The organism is Sorangium sp. So ce887, from assembly GCF_051521455.1.
GTDB lineage: Bacteria > Myxococcota_A > Polyangia > Polyangiales > Polyangiaceae > Sorangium.
Genome location: NZ_CP150354.1, coordinates 8,487,194 through 8,501,043, shown reverse-complemented (window position 1 = coordinate 8,501,043; position 13,850 = coordinate 8,487,194). Strand labels below are relative to the sequence as shown.

Below are 13,850 nucleotides of genomic sequence, written 5' to 3'. Positions count from 1 at the left end.
AGGATATCGGAGCGGCGCGGGCTCGTCGATGAAGGGCCGCTCCTGCCGGTCCTGCGCTCGGGGCGCATCACGGCGACAGCCCGCCTGTCCCGTCCTCCTCCAGCGCGTCCGCGAGCGCGCGGCGCGACGACCGGGACCCCGCCCCCGGGTTTCCGGCCGGCTACTCTTCGCCGTCCCCGTCCACCGCCGGCACGAGCTCGATGTCGATCTCCTGAGGAACGGAGTCCTCGCATTCCTCGCTCATGACAGGCGTGAGCGTCTGCTCGAAGTCCTCATAGCCTGTCCCCGAGATCTTCACCTGCGTCACCCCTGCTGTCCACAGCTCGCAGACGAGCGCCTCCAGCGCGTCCGGAGGCGGCTTCGCGCGATCGACGGCGCACACAAGGTTGGCCTCGTCGAGCGTCTTCCAGGTGGTCGGGTCGTTCAGGACGAAGGTCGGCTCCTCCGCTGCGCTCCACGCGACGTGAACGGTGGTGTCCGGCGGGACGGGGGCGCCTTTCGCGCGCACGGTGATGGTGAACATCGCCTGTCGCGGCCCCATCGGGCAGCCATCGGCGCCGCCCATGCCCGAGCCGCCGCCGGCCCCGCCGACCCCGGGGTCCTTGCAGGCGCCCACGGAGGCAGCGGTCGCGAGCGCCGCCGCGGCGAGCGCCGCGAAGGTTGTGAGCGATACGACTCGACCTGGCGCGAAGGGAAGGCGTGCAGCCACAAAGGCGACAGGGTAGGGGCGCAACGCTGGCAAATCCAGCGGGAGCAGGCTTTGCGCAGGACGCCCCGCCCACCTCCCGGATTCCCGGATTCCCGGATTCCCAAATTGCCGGATTCCCGGCCCCCCGGGACGCGCGCGGGCGCCTTCCAGCTCAGCCCTGGGCCTTGAGCTCCGCGATGTCCTGGAGGAGCGTCTGCTCGTGCCCCTCGGGCTTCACCTTCAGGTAGGTCTTCCGCAGCGCGCCCTGCGGATCGACGACGAACGTCGTCCGGTCCCAGTACAGGTTGCCTTTCCACTCGCTCTGCCCGACGCCTGCGGCCTTGAGGAGCTCGTGATTCGTGTCGGCGAGCAGATCGATGGTGAACGCGAACTTGTCGCAGAAGCTCTTGTGCGACGCGACGTCGTCCGCGCTGACGCCGACCACGGTGATATTGGCCTTGTCGAAGTCCTCTTTGGAGGCGGTGAACGACTTGCCCTGGATGGTGCAACCCGGCGTGTCGTCCTTCGGATAGAAGTAGACGACGAGCCATTTGCCCGCGAAGTCCTCGAGCTTCACGGTCTTGCCGTCCTGGTTCGGCAGGGCGAAGCTCGGGAACGGCTTTCCAATCTCTACACTCATCTTCTCTTTGCCTTTGCTGTGGGCCGGAGGAAGGCTCCTCCCGGCCGGTGACCGGTCGTGGAACGGTGGAGCGGTGCGGCGCGGGCGTCACGTCGCTGCCCGCGCGGGATCAGCGCGGGATGAGCCCCCGGAACCAGGCCGCCACCGACGAGGACGACTCGTCCTGGTGGAGCGAGTCCGGTCCTTCCAGCTCGTCGGCGAGCCCGCCGAGCGGCGCCTCGCTGCGCGGGGGCGAGGAGCTCGGGTGCGCCTGCCCGTGCGTCAGGCTCGTGGCCCCGTCCAGGGTGGGCAGCAGGCTGAGGCCGCTGCCCCCCGCGGTCGGATCCTTCGTGAGCGACTTGAACTCGAGGAGCATCATGTCGATGAGCTCGGCGATCTTCTGCGTCCCGTCGATCGTCCGCGCCGGCCCGCCCTTCGTGCGCTCCACGAGCGCGGCGACGTCGTCCTCGCTCACCGGGCGGCCGTAGCGGTAGAGGAAGCGGGTGAGGTCGCGCCCGAGGTCGCGCGCGTTGCGGTAGCGAGCCCCCGGATCGCGGGCGAGCGCGCGGCGGATGATCTGCTCCAGCTCGCGCGGCACCTCGCTGTTGACCTGCTGGAGCGACGGGACCACCGCGTCGCGCACCAGCCGCACCGTGATGTAGTCCGAGTCGCCGAGGAAGAGCCGGCGCCCGGCGAGCATCTCCCAGAGGATGATCCCGAGCGCGAAGATGTCGACGCGCTGGTCGACGCCCTGCTCGAGCACCGTCTCGGGCGCCAGGTAGCCGAACTTCCCCTTGATGATGCCCGCGTCGCTCTCGGCGAGCTGACTCGACGCCTTCGCGAGCCCGAAGTCCACGATCTTCACCTCGCCGTAGCGGGTGATGAGCACGTTGGCCGGGGTGATGTCCCGGTGCACGATCTGGAGCGGCTTTCCGTCGGCGGTCGCGAGATCGTGCGCGTAGGCGAGGCCCTGGCACATCCTCGCGGCCATGAACGCGGCGACCTCGACGTTCATCGGCCGGCCGACCTTCTTCTGGTGCTCGAGGAGGGCCCTCAGGTCGGCGCCGTCCACGTACTCCATGACGATGAAGTAGGTGCCGTCGCCGACGCCGATGTCGAACACCGACACGACGTTCGAGTGCGAGAGGTGCGCCGAGAGGCGCGCCTCGTCGAGGAACATCGCGATGAACTGCTCCTTCTTGCTGAGCTGCGGCAAGACGCGCTTGATCGCGACCTGCTTCTTGAACCCTTCGATCCCCGCGCTCTCGGCGACGAAGACCTCCGCCATGCCGCCGGAGGCGAGGCGCTTGATGACCCGGTAACGCTGCTGCTCGGACATGCCCTGTCTGTCGTCCTCCCGCCCCGTCCCGTCTGTCTGCCCAGTCTAGCGGCTCGGGCCCCGCAGCGGATGAAATCCATGCGGCGCCGCCTCGCGCCTGCCGGGTCATCGGAACGTGGCGAGCGCCGCAACCGCCGCGAAGGAGAGGCCGACGAGCGCGGCGAGCGCGAGCACCGACACGAGCGGCTCCGCCCGCACGGTGGCGAGCAGCCGGCCGCGATCTTCCCTGGACAGCGGCGCCCCGTCGGTTCCGTCCTCGCCCTCGCCGCCCGACGCGGCGGCGAGGTGTGCCTCGAGGCGCCGCCGCGCGGTCCGGGCTCGCAGCGCGAGCAGCATCATCTGTGCGACCCCGGCGGCGCCGAGCACCAGGAGGCCTGCGCGCCGCGCCTGCGAGGCGCGGCCCTGCTCGCGCGCCTCGGCTGCCGGCATCCCGTCCGCGAGCAGCGCCACGCGCCGCGGCAGGGCCGGGCCTGCGGCTGGCGAGAGCGGCCAGGCCACCGTACCCGCGCCCTGCTCGTAGGGGTCGCTCGCGACGACCGCCCAGCCCGCTGCGCCGGGCGAAGGTCCGTCCGGGAGCGCCAGCGTCCCCGAGAAGAAGCCTGCGCCGTCGGCCGCGAGCGGGACGACCGCCCCGAGCAGGCGGCCGTGCGCGCCTCCGATCGAGACGTAGGCGCGCGGCTTCGGCGCCGGGGAGGTGAGCCGGAGCTCCGGCCGCCCGCCCGCGAGCCCGGCCGGATCGAGCCAGATCGCGCCTGGGATCACGGGCAGCCTCCCTTCCCAGGTGCCGCTCGCCCCCCGTGACCCCGGCGGCCCCGGCGCCGCGCTCCCCGGGCGCGTCGCGCGCAGCGTGAGCTCGACGGCGTGCGCCAGCGGCTTGATCGTGAGCTCCGCGGCGCCGCGCGCATCGGCCGCGAGCTGCACCGGCCCGCTGCCCTGCCCCTCGAGATCCGCCCCGACGGCGCTCGCCTCCACGCGCGCCCCTGGCACGGGCGCTCCGTTCTCGGTCTCGACCGCGACGCGCACCGGCTCCGGGAACGGCGCTGCCAGGGCGCCCCGCGCGGCCGTGACCCGGAGGCGGAGCTCCCCGTCCGCCGCGCCGGGCAGCGCGCTCGTGTGCGCCGCGCCGGGCAGCGCGCTCGTCTCTGCCGCGGGGAGCGGGGGCAAGAGCGGCAGCTCCTGCTCCACGAGCGTGTCGCCGCCCCGCGCGATCCGCACCACGACCGGCTCCTTCAGCCCGCCCCTTGCGCGCAGCAGCGCCTCGCCGATGCCGTCCTTCCCGGTCGAGCCGATCCATCGCTCGAGCGGCGTCCCCGCGGACGTCGCGCTCACCTCGAGCTCCGGCAGCGCAGCTGGATCGTCGGCGCCGTAGAGCCGGCGCACCCCTTCGATGCGGAGCGCCAGCGCCTCGCTTCCGGCGACGGGCGCTCCCCACACCCGCACGCCGGTGGCCATGCGCTGCGCTCCTGGTCCCAGGATCACGAGCGCCGCGAGCCCGATGCTGAGCGCAGGCAGGACATAGGTCGCCGCGTTGGGCATCGAGATCATGGTTGCCCCAGCATACCTCTCCGTCCCTGCGGCGCGGTCGGGGCTCGGATCGGGCTGGCTGCTCGTGCGGAGCGCTGTCGTTCGTGCCGAGCCCCTTTGCGTCCGGGCGTCTCCTCCGATAGGAAGCGGCCGATGGCAGGCGACAGACCGGTGAAGCGCAGGCGCAAGGGCTCGGGGGCCACGGGGCAGGGGGGCGAGGTTCTTCTGCGGCAGCGGACCGATCCGCGCAGCGAGCGGCGTTTCGAGCCGAAGGCCTCGCTGGAGCTCGGTCTCACCTTGCTCGGCATGTCCATCGCGGCGCTGCTGGCGGGGGCGGGTGTTTACGGCCAGTGGTTCCGGGGCGAGGAGGCGGGCTCGCACCCAGCTGCTCCGTACCTGCTCGTCGGCGCGCTGCTCCTCGGCGCGGCGGTGGGTCTGTTCGGTCAGTGGTCGATGAAGCCCGTCCGTGTCGGTGATGCCGGCGTGGCGATCGAGAACGGGCCTGGCGAGATCGAGCGCATCGGCTGGCACGATGTCACGGGCCTGTTGCTCACGGAGTCTGTGCTCACGGTTCAGGGGGGCGGCACCGTGCTCGCCATCCCGCTGCGCGCGCATCTCCCCGCGGCCTCCCGCGTCCTGGCGGAGGCGAGGAAGCGCGTCCCCGGGCGAGTCGTCGACATCAAGGAGGGCGCGTTGCCTCCGCCCGACGACGCAGCTGGCGAGGTGCGCCCGCTGGACCCGCCGCAGGTCGCCGGGCTTCACTGCAAGGCGACCGACAAGCTGATCTCCTTCGAGGCCGACGCCCGCCTCTGCGGCCGTTGCGGCGAGCTCTACCACAAGGACGGCATCCCCCCCCGCTGCGCTACCTGCGACGCCCCCCTCCGCTGAGCGGCGGTCGCCCGTTTCGGATACGGGCCCATCTCGGCGTTTTCGGTGCTCAGCGTACTGGAGTACGCTTCCGCGCCGAAAACGCCGATCTGGACCCGTCTCCTGTGCGGGCGACCGCCGCTCGGTGAGCGCTTGGTACAGCGTCCGCCCGGCTCGTTCGTGGGCCGGGCAGCTCAGCAAGCGGCCCGGCCGCCGCCTCTCAGATCCCGAAGCGCGTCGCGTGCTCCCGGAGGAACGCGATGTAGACGTCCGCCTCCTGGTGCGACGGCACCTCGCCCTCCTCGACCGCCTGCTCCAGCGCCCGCTTGACCTCGCCCACCCGCCGCGACGGCGGCAGCCCGAACGCCCGCATGATGGCGTCGCCGATGCCGCTCGGCAGCGGCGGCACCACCGCGTCCTCGGCCTGGACATGCAGCACCCGGTCGGCCAGGTCGCTGATCTGCTTCAGCCCTTTCCGCTTCTTCTCCGGCCGCTTCGTCGTGATGTCCGCCCGCGACAGGTCGAGCACGTCGTTCAGACAGTCGCCCATCTCCTTCGCGAAGCGGCGCACCGCGCTGTCGGTCCACGACGGTTCGTACTGGCTCGCCCGCAGGTGGTGCAGGATCAGGAAGCGGATGCTGCCCTTCAACGCCTCCTCCTTCGCGAAGAGCGGCAGGCGCCGGTCGATCTTGTCGAACATGCGCGCGCCGACCTCGGCGTGACCGAAGAAATGGACCTCTCCCGACGGCGAGATCGAGCGCGTCCTGGTCTTGCCGATGTCGTGGAGCAGGGCCGCCCAGCGGACCTCGAGCCTCGGGACCGCCTGACGCACCACCTGCTTCGTGTGCTTCCACACGTCCTTGTGGCGCCACTCCCCGTCGCCGAACCCCACCATCGCCTCGACCTCGGGGAGCATCGCCGCGAGGGCGCCCGACTCGAGCAGCGCGTCGAGCCCGGCCTCGGCGTCCTTGCTCATCATGATCCGGTCGAGCTGCTTGCGGACGTCAGGCAGGTAGATCGCCGCCGCCGCCTTGAAGTCGGCGGGGCGCCCGGAGATCACCCTGGCCGAGGAGCGTGGCTCGTCGGCCGCCTCGGGCTGCGCGGGCTCCGCCGTCTCTGATCGCTGAACGGCCCATTCGAGCGCCTCCATGGCCCGCTTCGGGCTCGCTTCCTGGGTGAGAATCTCCTGCACGCTGGCCTTCCACACTTTCGAGGTTACGGGATCGCCCGTGGCGCGCCGGTTCGCGCGGCCCGCACGGGGTCCGCCGGTTTAGAGCCAGCCGGTACTCCGCGCAATGGTTCGTCGCTCGGCGCGGGTTCGTCGCTCGGCGATGCCGGATGGCGAGCGTCCGCCGGAGACGGCGCCTCAGGTGCGGAGGAGCCTGACCACGTGGTCCTTCTCCCAGGAGAGGGCGCGCTCGTAGTCGCGGAAGAGCCGCTCGCGGGCGAGGAACTGGGGCGGGTGGAGCATCCGGCGCCCGTTGCCGTGGCTCGCGGGCATCACGTGGTGGATCATCTCGTGGTAGATGACGTAGGAGATGAAGTAGCGGGGGACCCAGGGCCGGTCGAGCACCGGGTGGATGCGGATCAGCCGCTCCACCGCCGAGTAGCTCCCGAGCTTGATGGTGCGCCGCGGCTTCCGCGCCCTGGTCCGCTTGCCCCAGGTGATCAGCGCGTCGACCACGCCGCCGAAGTACGCGTGGTTGAGCTTCTGGAACAGGGTCAGCAGATCGTGCGTCTGCCCCTGCGTCGAGAGCGGCGTACTCACCGGCTGGCTCGCCCGGATGCGGTGGCCGTTCTCGTCGATGTACTGGCCGACCACGAGCGACGCGGCCCGGTCCTGGGTCACCACATACCGGACGAGCGCCTCCTGAACGACCGCCGGCGCATCCAGGAACATGTGGTGGACGCGCGCCTGCAGGATGCCCTCCCGCAGCGACGAGGAGATCATCTGCCGGTAGTTGTCGGTCACCGAGAGGAGGACCGGCCGCTTCTGGGCCAGCTCGAGGCGCCGGATGAGCGCCTGGCGCGCCCCCTCGTGCACGTAGATCTGCGGCTGGCCCGACGGCAGGCCGATGTGTAGCGGATGGTGACGGGGGTCCGGCACCCGGACGACCGCCCGGGAAACGCGCGGCCACAGGGAAGAGGGTGCTGCGCCCTTCCCACCGCTGCGCGACAGACGGCCTGGAGGGGGTTGAGCGAAGGGGAAGGCCATCTGTCCCGCCATCTCAATCCTCCTTATTTGGGCGTATTCTCGGGTGGGATCCTTGTCAAGCGAGCGGCCGAAATCATCGAAATCGTTTGGCTTTATGATTACGTAAGCAGGAGGCCGACCTCGCCGGAGGGGTATGGCGGGAGTCGCCGCCGCCGTCCGCCGGCCACCCGGATTTCTGACGCACTTTCATGGACTTGCCTGAACCGCCGCGGCTCGCCGCGGGACCGCTCCGGTCGAGCTGGCTCCGGTCGAGCCGCCTTCCGCCTCGGACGCGTGCCGTCTGCTCCTGCTCCCTCTCCAGGACACGGCACGCACACGGCGCGCCCTCGCTAGGCGCGCACACGGCGCGCCCTCGCTAGGTGAGCGCGCGGGGGTCGACGATCTGCGCCACGCGCCAGCGGTCCTGCGCGCGCGGCGCCGGCTCGGGCTCGAGGGCGACGACCAGGGCCGTGCAGAAGCTGGCGAGGAGCAGGCCCGTCGCGCCCCGGCCGGGCGAGTCGATGAGCGTCCTGACGAGGTGTTCCACGTTCGGCTGGTGGCCGATCAGGAGCGCGTCGGCCCCGCCTCGGACGAGCGCGGCGACCAGCGCGAGCGGGAGCTCTGCGTCGACCGAGAGCTCGTCCCGGACCTCGACCTCCGGCGCACCGCAGAGGGGCGCAGCGATCTCGGCGGTCTCGCGGGCGCGCGCGAGGGGGCTCGCGAGCACCCGCGACAGCGGGGCGCCGCCCCGGACGCGATGGAGCTCGATCGCGACCCGCTCCACGCGCGCGCGGCCCTCGGGGGTGAGCCTCCGGTCCGCGTCGCGTCCGCTCGCCGACCGGTCCTCCGCCGGGCCGTGCCGCATCACGTAGAGGTGCATGGCGATGGGGCGATCGGCGTCAGTTCGTCTTGCCCGGGGGGCGTCGGGCGTCCGGGCCGGCCGGGGCTGCCTCGCCGCGACCCTTCGCCTGCGCGGGGGGCTCCGCCGCGGCCGCGGCCGCGGTCGCGCCGCCCTTCGGGCCGGCGGCTGCGGCGCCGTTCGCCGCGGCGCCCGCGCCGGTGCGGGAGATACCGTGCTTCGAGAGGACCATCGACTCGATCTTCTCGAGCACCGCCGGGTGCTGCTCGAGGTAGGTGCGGGCGTTCTCCCGGCCCTGGCCGATGCGCTCGCCCTGGAACGAGAACCAGGAGCCGCTCTTCTCGATGATGCTCGCCTCGGTCGCGAGGTCGATGACGTCGCCGCTGTGGCTGATGCCGTGGCCGTAGAGGATGTCGAACTCCACCTCGCGGAACGGGGGAGCCATCTTGTTCTTCACGACCTTGACGCGGGTCCGATTGCCCACGACCGCCGGCTCCTTGCCGCCCGCGGCGGCCTCCTTGATGGCGCCGATGCGGCGGATGTCGAGCCGGACGGAGGCGTAGAACTTGAGGGCGTTGCCGCCGCTCGTCGTCTCGGGGCTGCCGAACATGACGCCGATCTTCATGCGGATCTGGTTGATGAACATCAGCAGACACTGCGAGCGCGAGGTCGTCCCGGTCAGCTTGCGGAGCGCCTGGCTCATCAGCCGGGCCTGGAGGCCGACGTGGCTGTCGCCCATGTCGCCCTCGATCTCCGCCTTGGGGACGAGCGCCGCGACGGAGTCGACGACGATGACGTCGACGGCGTTCGAGCGGACCAGCATGTCGGCGATCTCGAGCGCCTGCTCGCCGTAGTCGGGCTGGGAGATGAGCAGCTCCTCGGTCTTCACGCCGAGCCGCTTGGCGTAGTTCACGTCGAGGGCGTGCTCGGCGTCGATGAACGCCGCCGTCCCGCCCGCCCTCTGGACGGCCGCGATGGCGTGGAGGGTGAGGGTCGTCTTGCCGCTCGACTCCGGCCCGTAGACCTCGACGATGCGGCCGCGCGGGTAGCCGCCGATGCCGAGAGCGATGTCCAGGCCGAGCGAGCCGGTCGGCACGGCCGCGACCTCTTCGTGCAGGCTCTGCCCGTCCTTGAGGCGCATGATCGCCCCCTTGCCGTACTCCTTCTCGACGCTGGCGATCGCGAGCTCGAGGGCGGCAGACTTCTGCTTGGTGTTCTTCTCGTCACTCATGCGTACCTCGGAGAGGGGGGCCAAAGGGAGGGGGAGACCGAAGGGGATCGCGCCGGCGAACCCCCGACGCGCGGACCCACAGTTTCCGGCAGCTTTACTGTCCGGTTGTTCAGGAAGCAAGACTCCCGCACCCAGGATAGGACCGAAAACGTCCGCGCAGCGACCCGGCCGGGCCGGACCTGGCAGCGGGCGCGCTCGGCGGTGCGTCGGGCCGCCGCCCGGGCACGACCCCCGGACTGGCCGCCTCCGAACAGGGCGATCCTGTCGCGGTCGGAAGCGCTGTTTCCCGGCTGATGTGGAGTCTCACAATCCAGGCAACAATCGTGATCGTCGCACACGGGGAGCGCTGGCGGACTCTTCATCTGTGGGCCACACCTTCCAAGTGGGGGGTGGGGGCCGCTTTTTCCCGGGGTTTTCCCTGGGCCGGTACGAGCTCGTCCTGCGGGTGGCCGCAGGCGACATGGGAGAGATCTGGGCGGGGCGGCTCAGGCGGGAGCACGGGTTTCAGAAGCTCTTTGCCATCAAGGTGCTTCGTCCCGAGCTCTCGCCCGACCCCGACGCCGTGCGGATGTTCCTGGAGGAAGCCGCGCTCGCGGCGCGCATCCGGCACCCGAACGTGGTGCCCGTCGTGGATCTCGGCGAGGAGGGCGGCACCCTCTTCTATGTCATGGAGTGGGTGAGCGGGGAGCCCCTCTCGTCGGTGCTGCGCGCCGCGCGCGGGCGCCCGGCGCCGGTGCTCGCCGCGGCCAGGCTGGCCTACCAGATCTGCGCGGCGCTCGACGCCGCGCACGAGCTGCGGGACGAGGTCGGCAACCCCCGGGAGCTCCTCCACTACGATGTCTCGCCGGACAACGTCCTCATCACGTCCGAGGGGCTCGTCCGCCTGGTCGATTTCGGCATCGCGAAGTTCGAGGAGGAGCGGCTATCGGAGCGCCGGCCTCCATCGCTGCGAAGCGACGGCAGGCGCGCCTTCGCCGCGGCGGCGGGGGGCGGCGAGGGGGGCGCGCTCCTGTTCAGGAGCAGCGCGCCGTACATGGCGCCGGAGCACATCCGCGGGCAACCGTGCGACCGGCGGGCCGATCTCTTCGGGGTGGGGGTGCTGCTCTACGAGCTCCTGTCGGGCGCGCACCCGTTCCAGGCCGACGACAGCGAGAGCACGATGACCCACATCGCGAGTGAGCGGCCCGCCGCGCCGCTGTCGTCGCGCGCCGTCCTGTCCCGCCGCGGGTTCGCGGAGCGGCTGAGCTCGGCGCCGCCGCGCGAGACGATCCCGTCCGCCCTCGATCGCCTCGTCTCCGAGGCGCTCGCCAAGTCGCCCACCGCGCGCACGGCGACCGCCGCGCAGCTCATGCGCGCGCTCGAGGAGGCGGTCCCGGGCGCCGCGCACCCGGGCAACGACGTGCTGGTCGCGAGCTGGATCGGACAGGTCCTCGGGGACGCGTCCCACCTCCGCACGCAGCAGCTGCGCGCCGCGCTCGAGTCGCTCGATCCGGGGGGCGGCTCGGTCGACGAGACCGAGCCTTCGGGCTCCCCGCGGCGGTGGGCGCAGACGGCGTGGGCGTTCGGGGCAGCCGTCCTCGGGGTCGCGCTCGCCGGGACCTCGGCGGTGAAGGACAGCCCGCTCCCGCCGGCCGCGTTCACCGCCCCCGCCGGGCCGCGCGCGGAGAGCGCCGCGAGCAGCGTCAGCTCGCCCCCACGTCGCCGAGGAGCGGCGACCACGCCGCACCGGAGATGAGCCAGAGCTGGTGCGACGTCCGCGTCACCGCGACGTGGAGCCGCCGGCGGGCCTCGTCGGTCATCGGGTACGCCGCCGCGGTCGCGTCGGGCACGACGACGTAGTCGAACTCGAGCCCCTTCGCGCTGTCCACGTCGGTGACGTCGATGCCCGGCTCGAACGAGAACTCCCCCTCCAGCACGAGCCGCGCCTCCGGCAGCTCCGCGACGAGCGCGTGGAACTGCCGCGCGGCGGCCTCGTCCCGCGCGATGACGGCCACCGAGGCGCGGGGTTCGCGGTCCGCGAGGTCGCGGAGCGCGCCGGCGAGGAACAGGTGCGCCTGCGCCTCGCTCGGGAAGCGGAAGAACCCGATCGGCGCGCCGTCCCGCGCCGCGCGCGCGGGCGCCTCGGGCGCGAGCTTGCCGAGGAGCCGCCGCGCGAGCTCCGTCACCGGCCGCGGGCACCGGTACGACACCGCGAGGCGGCAGGTCGCCGCGTCGCCGACGCCGAGCGCCGAGCGCGCCCCGTCCCACCCGGCGAAGCTCGACGACGTCTGCTGCGCCTCGTCGCCGGCGAGCGTGACGCTGCGCGCCTCGCCAAGGAGCTTCCCCAGGACGAACAGCTCGAACAGCGAGACGTCCTCGGCCTCGTCGAGCACGAGGTGCGACCACCCCGCCCCGTCGAGGCCGGCGCGCGAGGCGCGCAGGAACAGCAGGATCGGCAGATCATCGACATCGAGCGTCCCGGCGAGCTCGTCCGGGGTCCCCTCGGCGATGGCGCGGCCGTCGAGCGCCTGCTTCATCGAGGCCACGGTGATCGAGGCGAGCTGCCGGTCGAGCGGCTCGGCGATCTGCAGCAGGGTGTGCCGGACGGTCTCCTCGACGGCGCTCCGCGGGACGTCCCCGCCCGAGGCGGCGGCGACGCCCTCGAGGAACCCTCGATCCGTGAAGACATCGGCGAGGCGGCGGCGCAGCCGCGGGAGCGTCGTGCTCGCCCGCGCGAGCTTCGCGAAGCGGTCGCGAAGCGCGCGGTAGAGCGCCGGGTGGCGCTTGAGGCTCGAGACGAGCGCCGGGGGGTCGGCGCAGAGGGCGATCGGCTGGCCGAAGACCTCGCGCGCGGTCGCGGACGACCAGGCGTCGAGCGTCTTCACCTGGGCCTCGCCCGCGCCGAGCGGGGCGAGCAGGCGGCGCGACAGCCGCGCGAGCCCCTCTTCGGGGACGACGACGCTCATGGCCGCGAGCGGGTACCGCGCCGGATCGAGCGCGGCGATCCTGGCGAGGCGGTGCAGCGCCACGGTCGTCTTGCCGCTCCCGGCGCTGCCGAGCACGAGCAGCGGCTGCTCCGGCGGCGCGCACACCGCGGCGTACTGGTCGGCGTCGAGCAGGGCGGTGACCTCGGCGGCCCGCGCGCGCTCCTGGGCGCCGGCGCCGACACCCAGGCTGCCGGGGCGCGCGGCGGTCCCGGCGCCTCCCGGCTGCATGGCGAGCGCGGCGCGGTCCGCCAGGGTCCACCGCCCGTCGCCGCCCTGCGTCAGGACCAGGCCGTCACCCACGATCCGGGTGAGGACGCCGCGCTCCACGACGACGATGCGGCGCGCCTTCACCACGCCCTCGGCCACGCGGCCCGGGAAGGCCTCCTCGTACTCGTCGCCCTCGCGGTACCGGTAGAAGATCTGCGCGACCGGCGCGACACGCCAGTCGAGGATCCGCACGTCGGCCGACGGATCCAGGAACGTCGCGTGGCCGAGCAGGTAGTCCTTCGCCCCCTTGCCCTCGTCGACCCGGAGGTGGGCGAGGTAAGGGCAGAGCGGGTCGGGCAGCGTCTCCCCGGTCTCCTGCGCGATGAGGCGCTGGCGCACGCTCATCTCGAGCAGCACCGCCGGCAGATCGTCGGCCGAGGCAGCGGCGGCCTCGTCGCGGAGCTCCCGGAGCGCGGCGACGGACCTGAGCTCGCGCGGCGCGGCCGGGCGCGCCGCGCGCTCCCGCGCCCGTTCCAGGGCCGCGCGCACGCGCTCGAGGAGCGCCTCCTCTTCCTCGATGACGGCGCGCGCTTCGACCGGCAGATCAAGCCTGCTTTGCAGCATGGTGGGCCTCCGTGCGCCCCTCGCCGTCGCGAGGGGCTGAGCTCGCATTGATGAACGATACATTCACTTTTGAGACGAAAAAAATCTCATGCAAAGAAGCACCTGAGCCCGGCGAGGTGGTACTTCGAGTAGCCGTGGATCGCCTCGCGGATGGCGGCCTCGTCCTCGAAGCGCGCGAGGGCGCCGACCATCGTCCTGACGAGGCTCTGGTAGATCTGGTCCAGGTTGAACCGCATCGCCTCGGTCACCGACAGGCACGGGTTCACGGAGCGGAAGTGCTCGATCGAGAGCGCGACGAGGCGCTCCACGGTCTCCTCCGAGAACCGCTCGTACCTGGAGCCGCCGGCCCGTCCGAGGACGATCACGACGCGCAGCCTGTTCTCGATGCAGAAGCGGAGGAGCTCCTCGGCGACCCGGTGGTACGGGGCCGTCGGCGCGAGCGTCCGGAGGTCCTCCACGCCGTCGAGCGCCTTCATCCGGCGGCGGAGCAGGAGCGTGAGGGCGCGGGCGAAGCCGTCGTCCACCACCGCGTAGAAGAGCGCGTCCTTGTTCGCGTAGTACCGGTAGATGTTGCCCGTGGAGACGCCGGCCGTGCGGGCGATCTCGGCCATGGTCGCGCTCTCGTACCCCTTCTGCGCGAAGATCGTCAGCGCGGCAGCGGCGATGCTCTCCTGGACGTCGTCCTTGAGTACCTGTGCCATGGCAAATAGTGAACGGTTGGTTCACTTATAG

12 protein-coding genes are annotated in these 13,850 nt (G+C 72.2%); 2 read left to right on the top strand and 10 right to left on the bottom strand.

Translation table 11 applies throughout. The features are described 5' to 3' along the window. Positions 1 to 160 precede the first annotated feature (160 nt). From WMF36_RS31600 to WMF36_RS31585, 4 genes are all read right to left on the bottom strand, one after another. Positions 161 to 709, bottom strand: coding sequence for a hypothetical protein (locus WMF36_RS31600; RefSeq protein WP_437574480.1), 549 nt, complete (start codon positions 707 to 709; stop codon positions 161 to 163). A 151-nt stretch (positions 710 to 860) separates the two neighbouring features. Next, complete coding sequence (locus tag WMF36_RS31595; RefSeq protein ID WP_437574479.1) at positions 861 to 1,328, bottom strand: peroxiredoxin; 468 nt, start codon at positions 1,326 to 1,328, stop codon at positions 861 to 863. Between the two features lie 109 nt (positions 1,329 to 1,437). Continuing rightward, positions 1,438 to 2,646 (bottom strand): serine/threonine protein kinase, encoded by a 1,209-nt coding sequence (locus tag WMF36_RS31590; protein WP_437574478.1) that lies wholly within the window; start codon positions 2,644 to 2,646, stop codon positions 1,438 to 1,440. Between the two features lie 105 nt (positions 2,647 to 2,751). Next, positions 2,752 to 4,191, bottom strand: coding sequence for a hypothetical protein (locus WMF36_RS31585; protein ID WP_437574477.1), 1,440 nt, complete (start codon positions 4,189 to 4,191; stop codon positions 2,752 to 2,754). Positions 4,192 to 4,323: 132 nt separating this feature from the next. Between WMF36_RS31585 and WMF36_RS31580 the strand changes: the two genes are divergently transcribed. Continuing rightward, entirely contained in the window at positions 4,324 to 5,058 is a 735-nt protein-coding gene (locus tag WMF36_RS31580) for a hypothetical protein (RefSeq protein ID WP_437574476.1), read from the top strand. Between the two features lie 199 nt (positions 5,059 to 5,257). On the opposite strand, the gene WMF36_RS31575 is transcribed toward WMF36_RS31580, so the two are convergent. The 4 genes from WMF36_RS31575 to recA all read right to left on the bottom strand — a co-directional run bounded on the left by WMF36_RS31575 (position 5,258) and on the right by recA (position 9,321). Then, on the bottom strand, positions 5,258 to 6,229 hold the full coding sequence (locus WMF36_RS31575) for an HDIG domain-containing metalloprotein (RefSeq protein ID WP_437574475.1): 972 nt from the start codon (positions 6,227 to 6,229) through the stop codon (positions 5,258 to 5,260). Positions 6,230 to 6,403: 174 nt separating this feature from the next. Next, entirely contained in the window at positions 6,404 to 7,144 is a 741-nt protein-coding gene (locus WMF36_RS31570; protein WP_437478868.1) for a hypothetical protein, read from the bottom strand. 463 nt (positions 7,145 to 7,607) lie between these two features. Then, complete coding sequence (locus tag WMF36_RS31565; protein WP_437574474.1) at positions 7,608 to 8,111, bottom strand: SixA phosphatase family protein; 504 nt, start codon at positions 8,109 to 8,111, stop codon at positions 7,608 to 7,610. A gap of 19 nt (positions 8,112 to 8,130) precedes the next feature. Then, positions 8,131 to 9,321: a recombinase RecA gene (gene recA, locus WMF36_RS31560; protein WP_437574473.1), complete on the bottom strand. Its 1,191-nt coding sequence runs from the start codon at positions 9,319 to 9,321 to the stop codon at positions 8,131 to 8,133. Between the two features lie 364 nt (positions 9,322 to 9,685). On the opposite strand from recA, the gene WMF36_RS31555 reads away from it, so the two are divergent. Further along, positions 9,686 to 11,056, top strand: coding sequence for a serine/threonine-protein kinase (locus tag WMF36_RS31555; protein ID WP_437574472.1), 1,371 nt, complete (start codon positions 9,686 to 9,688; stop codon positions 11,054 to 11,056). Here WMF36_RS31555 and WMF36_RS31550 read toward each other — a convergent pair. Together WMF36_RS31550 and WMF36_RS31545 are read right to left on the bottom strand one after the other, a co-directional pair. Then, positions 11,004 to 13,118 carry an ATP-binding domain-containing protein gene (locus tag WMF36_RS31550; RefSeq protein WP_437574471.1) on the bottom strand — a complete coding sequence of 705 codons (2,115 nt, stop codon included), beginning with the start codon at positions 13,116 to 13,118 and terminating at the stop codon, positions 11,004 to 11,006. The two genes, WMF36_RS31555 and WMF36_RS31550, sit on opposite strands and share 53 nt — an antisense overlap. An 86-nt stretch (positions 13,119 to 13,204) precedes the next feature. After that, entirely contained in the window at positions 13,205 to 13,819 is a 615-nt protein-coding gene (locus tag WMF36_RS31545; protein WP_437574470.1) for a TetR/AcrR family transcriptional regulator, read from the bottom strand. Between the last annotated feature and the right edge of the window lie 31 nt (positions 13,820 to 13,850).

Coding starts and splice junctions, on each gene's coding strand:
- recA (WP_437574473.1), bottom strand. CDS start 9,321: ATGAGTGACGAGAAGAACACCAAGCAGAAGTCTGCCGCCCTCGAGCTC.
- WMF36_RS31550 (WP_437574471.1), bottom strand. CDS start 13,118: ATGCTGCAAAGCAGGCTTGATCTGCCGGTCGAAGCGCGCGCCGTCATC.
- WMF36_RS31580 (WP_437574476.1), top strand. CDS start 4,324: ATGGCAGGCGACAGACCGGTGAAGCGCAGGCGCAAGGGCTCGGGGGCC.
- WMF36_RS31545 (WP_437574470.1), bottom strand. CDS start 13,819: ATGGCACAGGTACTCAAGGACGACGTCCAGGAGAGCATCGCCGCTGCC.
- WMF36_RS31565 (WP_437574474.1), bottom strand. CDS start 8,111: ATGCACCTCTACGTGATGCGGCACGGCCCGGCGGAGGACCGGTCGGCG.
- WMF36_RS31590 (WP_437574478.1), bottom strand. CDS start 2,646: ATGTCCGAGCAGCAGCGTTACCGGGTCATCAAGCGCCTCGCCTCCGGC.
- WMF36_RS31585 (WP_437574477.1), bottom strand. CDS start 4,191: ATGATCTCGATGCCCAACGCGGCGACCTATGTCCTGCCTGCGCTCAGC.
- WMF36_RS31595 (WP_437574479.1), bottom strand. CDS start 1,328: ATGAGTGTAGAGATTGGAAAGCCGTTCCCGAGCTTCGCCCTGCCGAAC.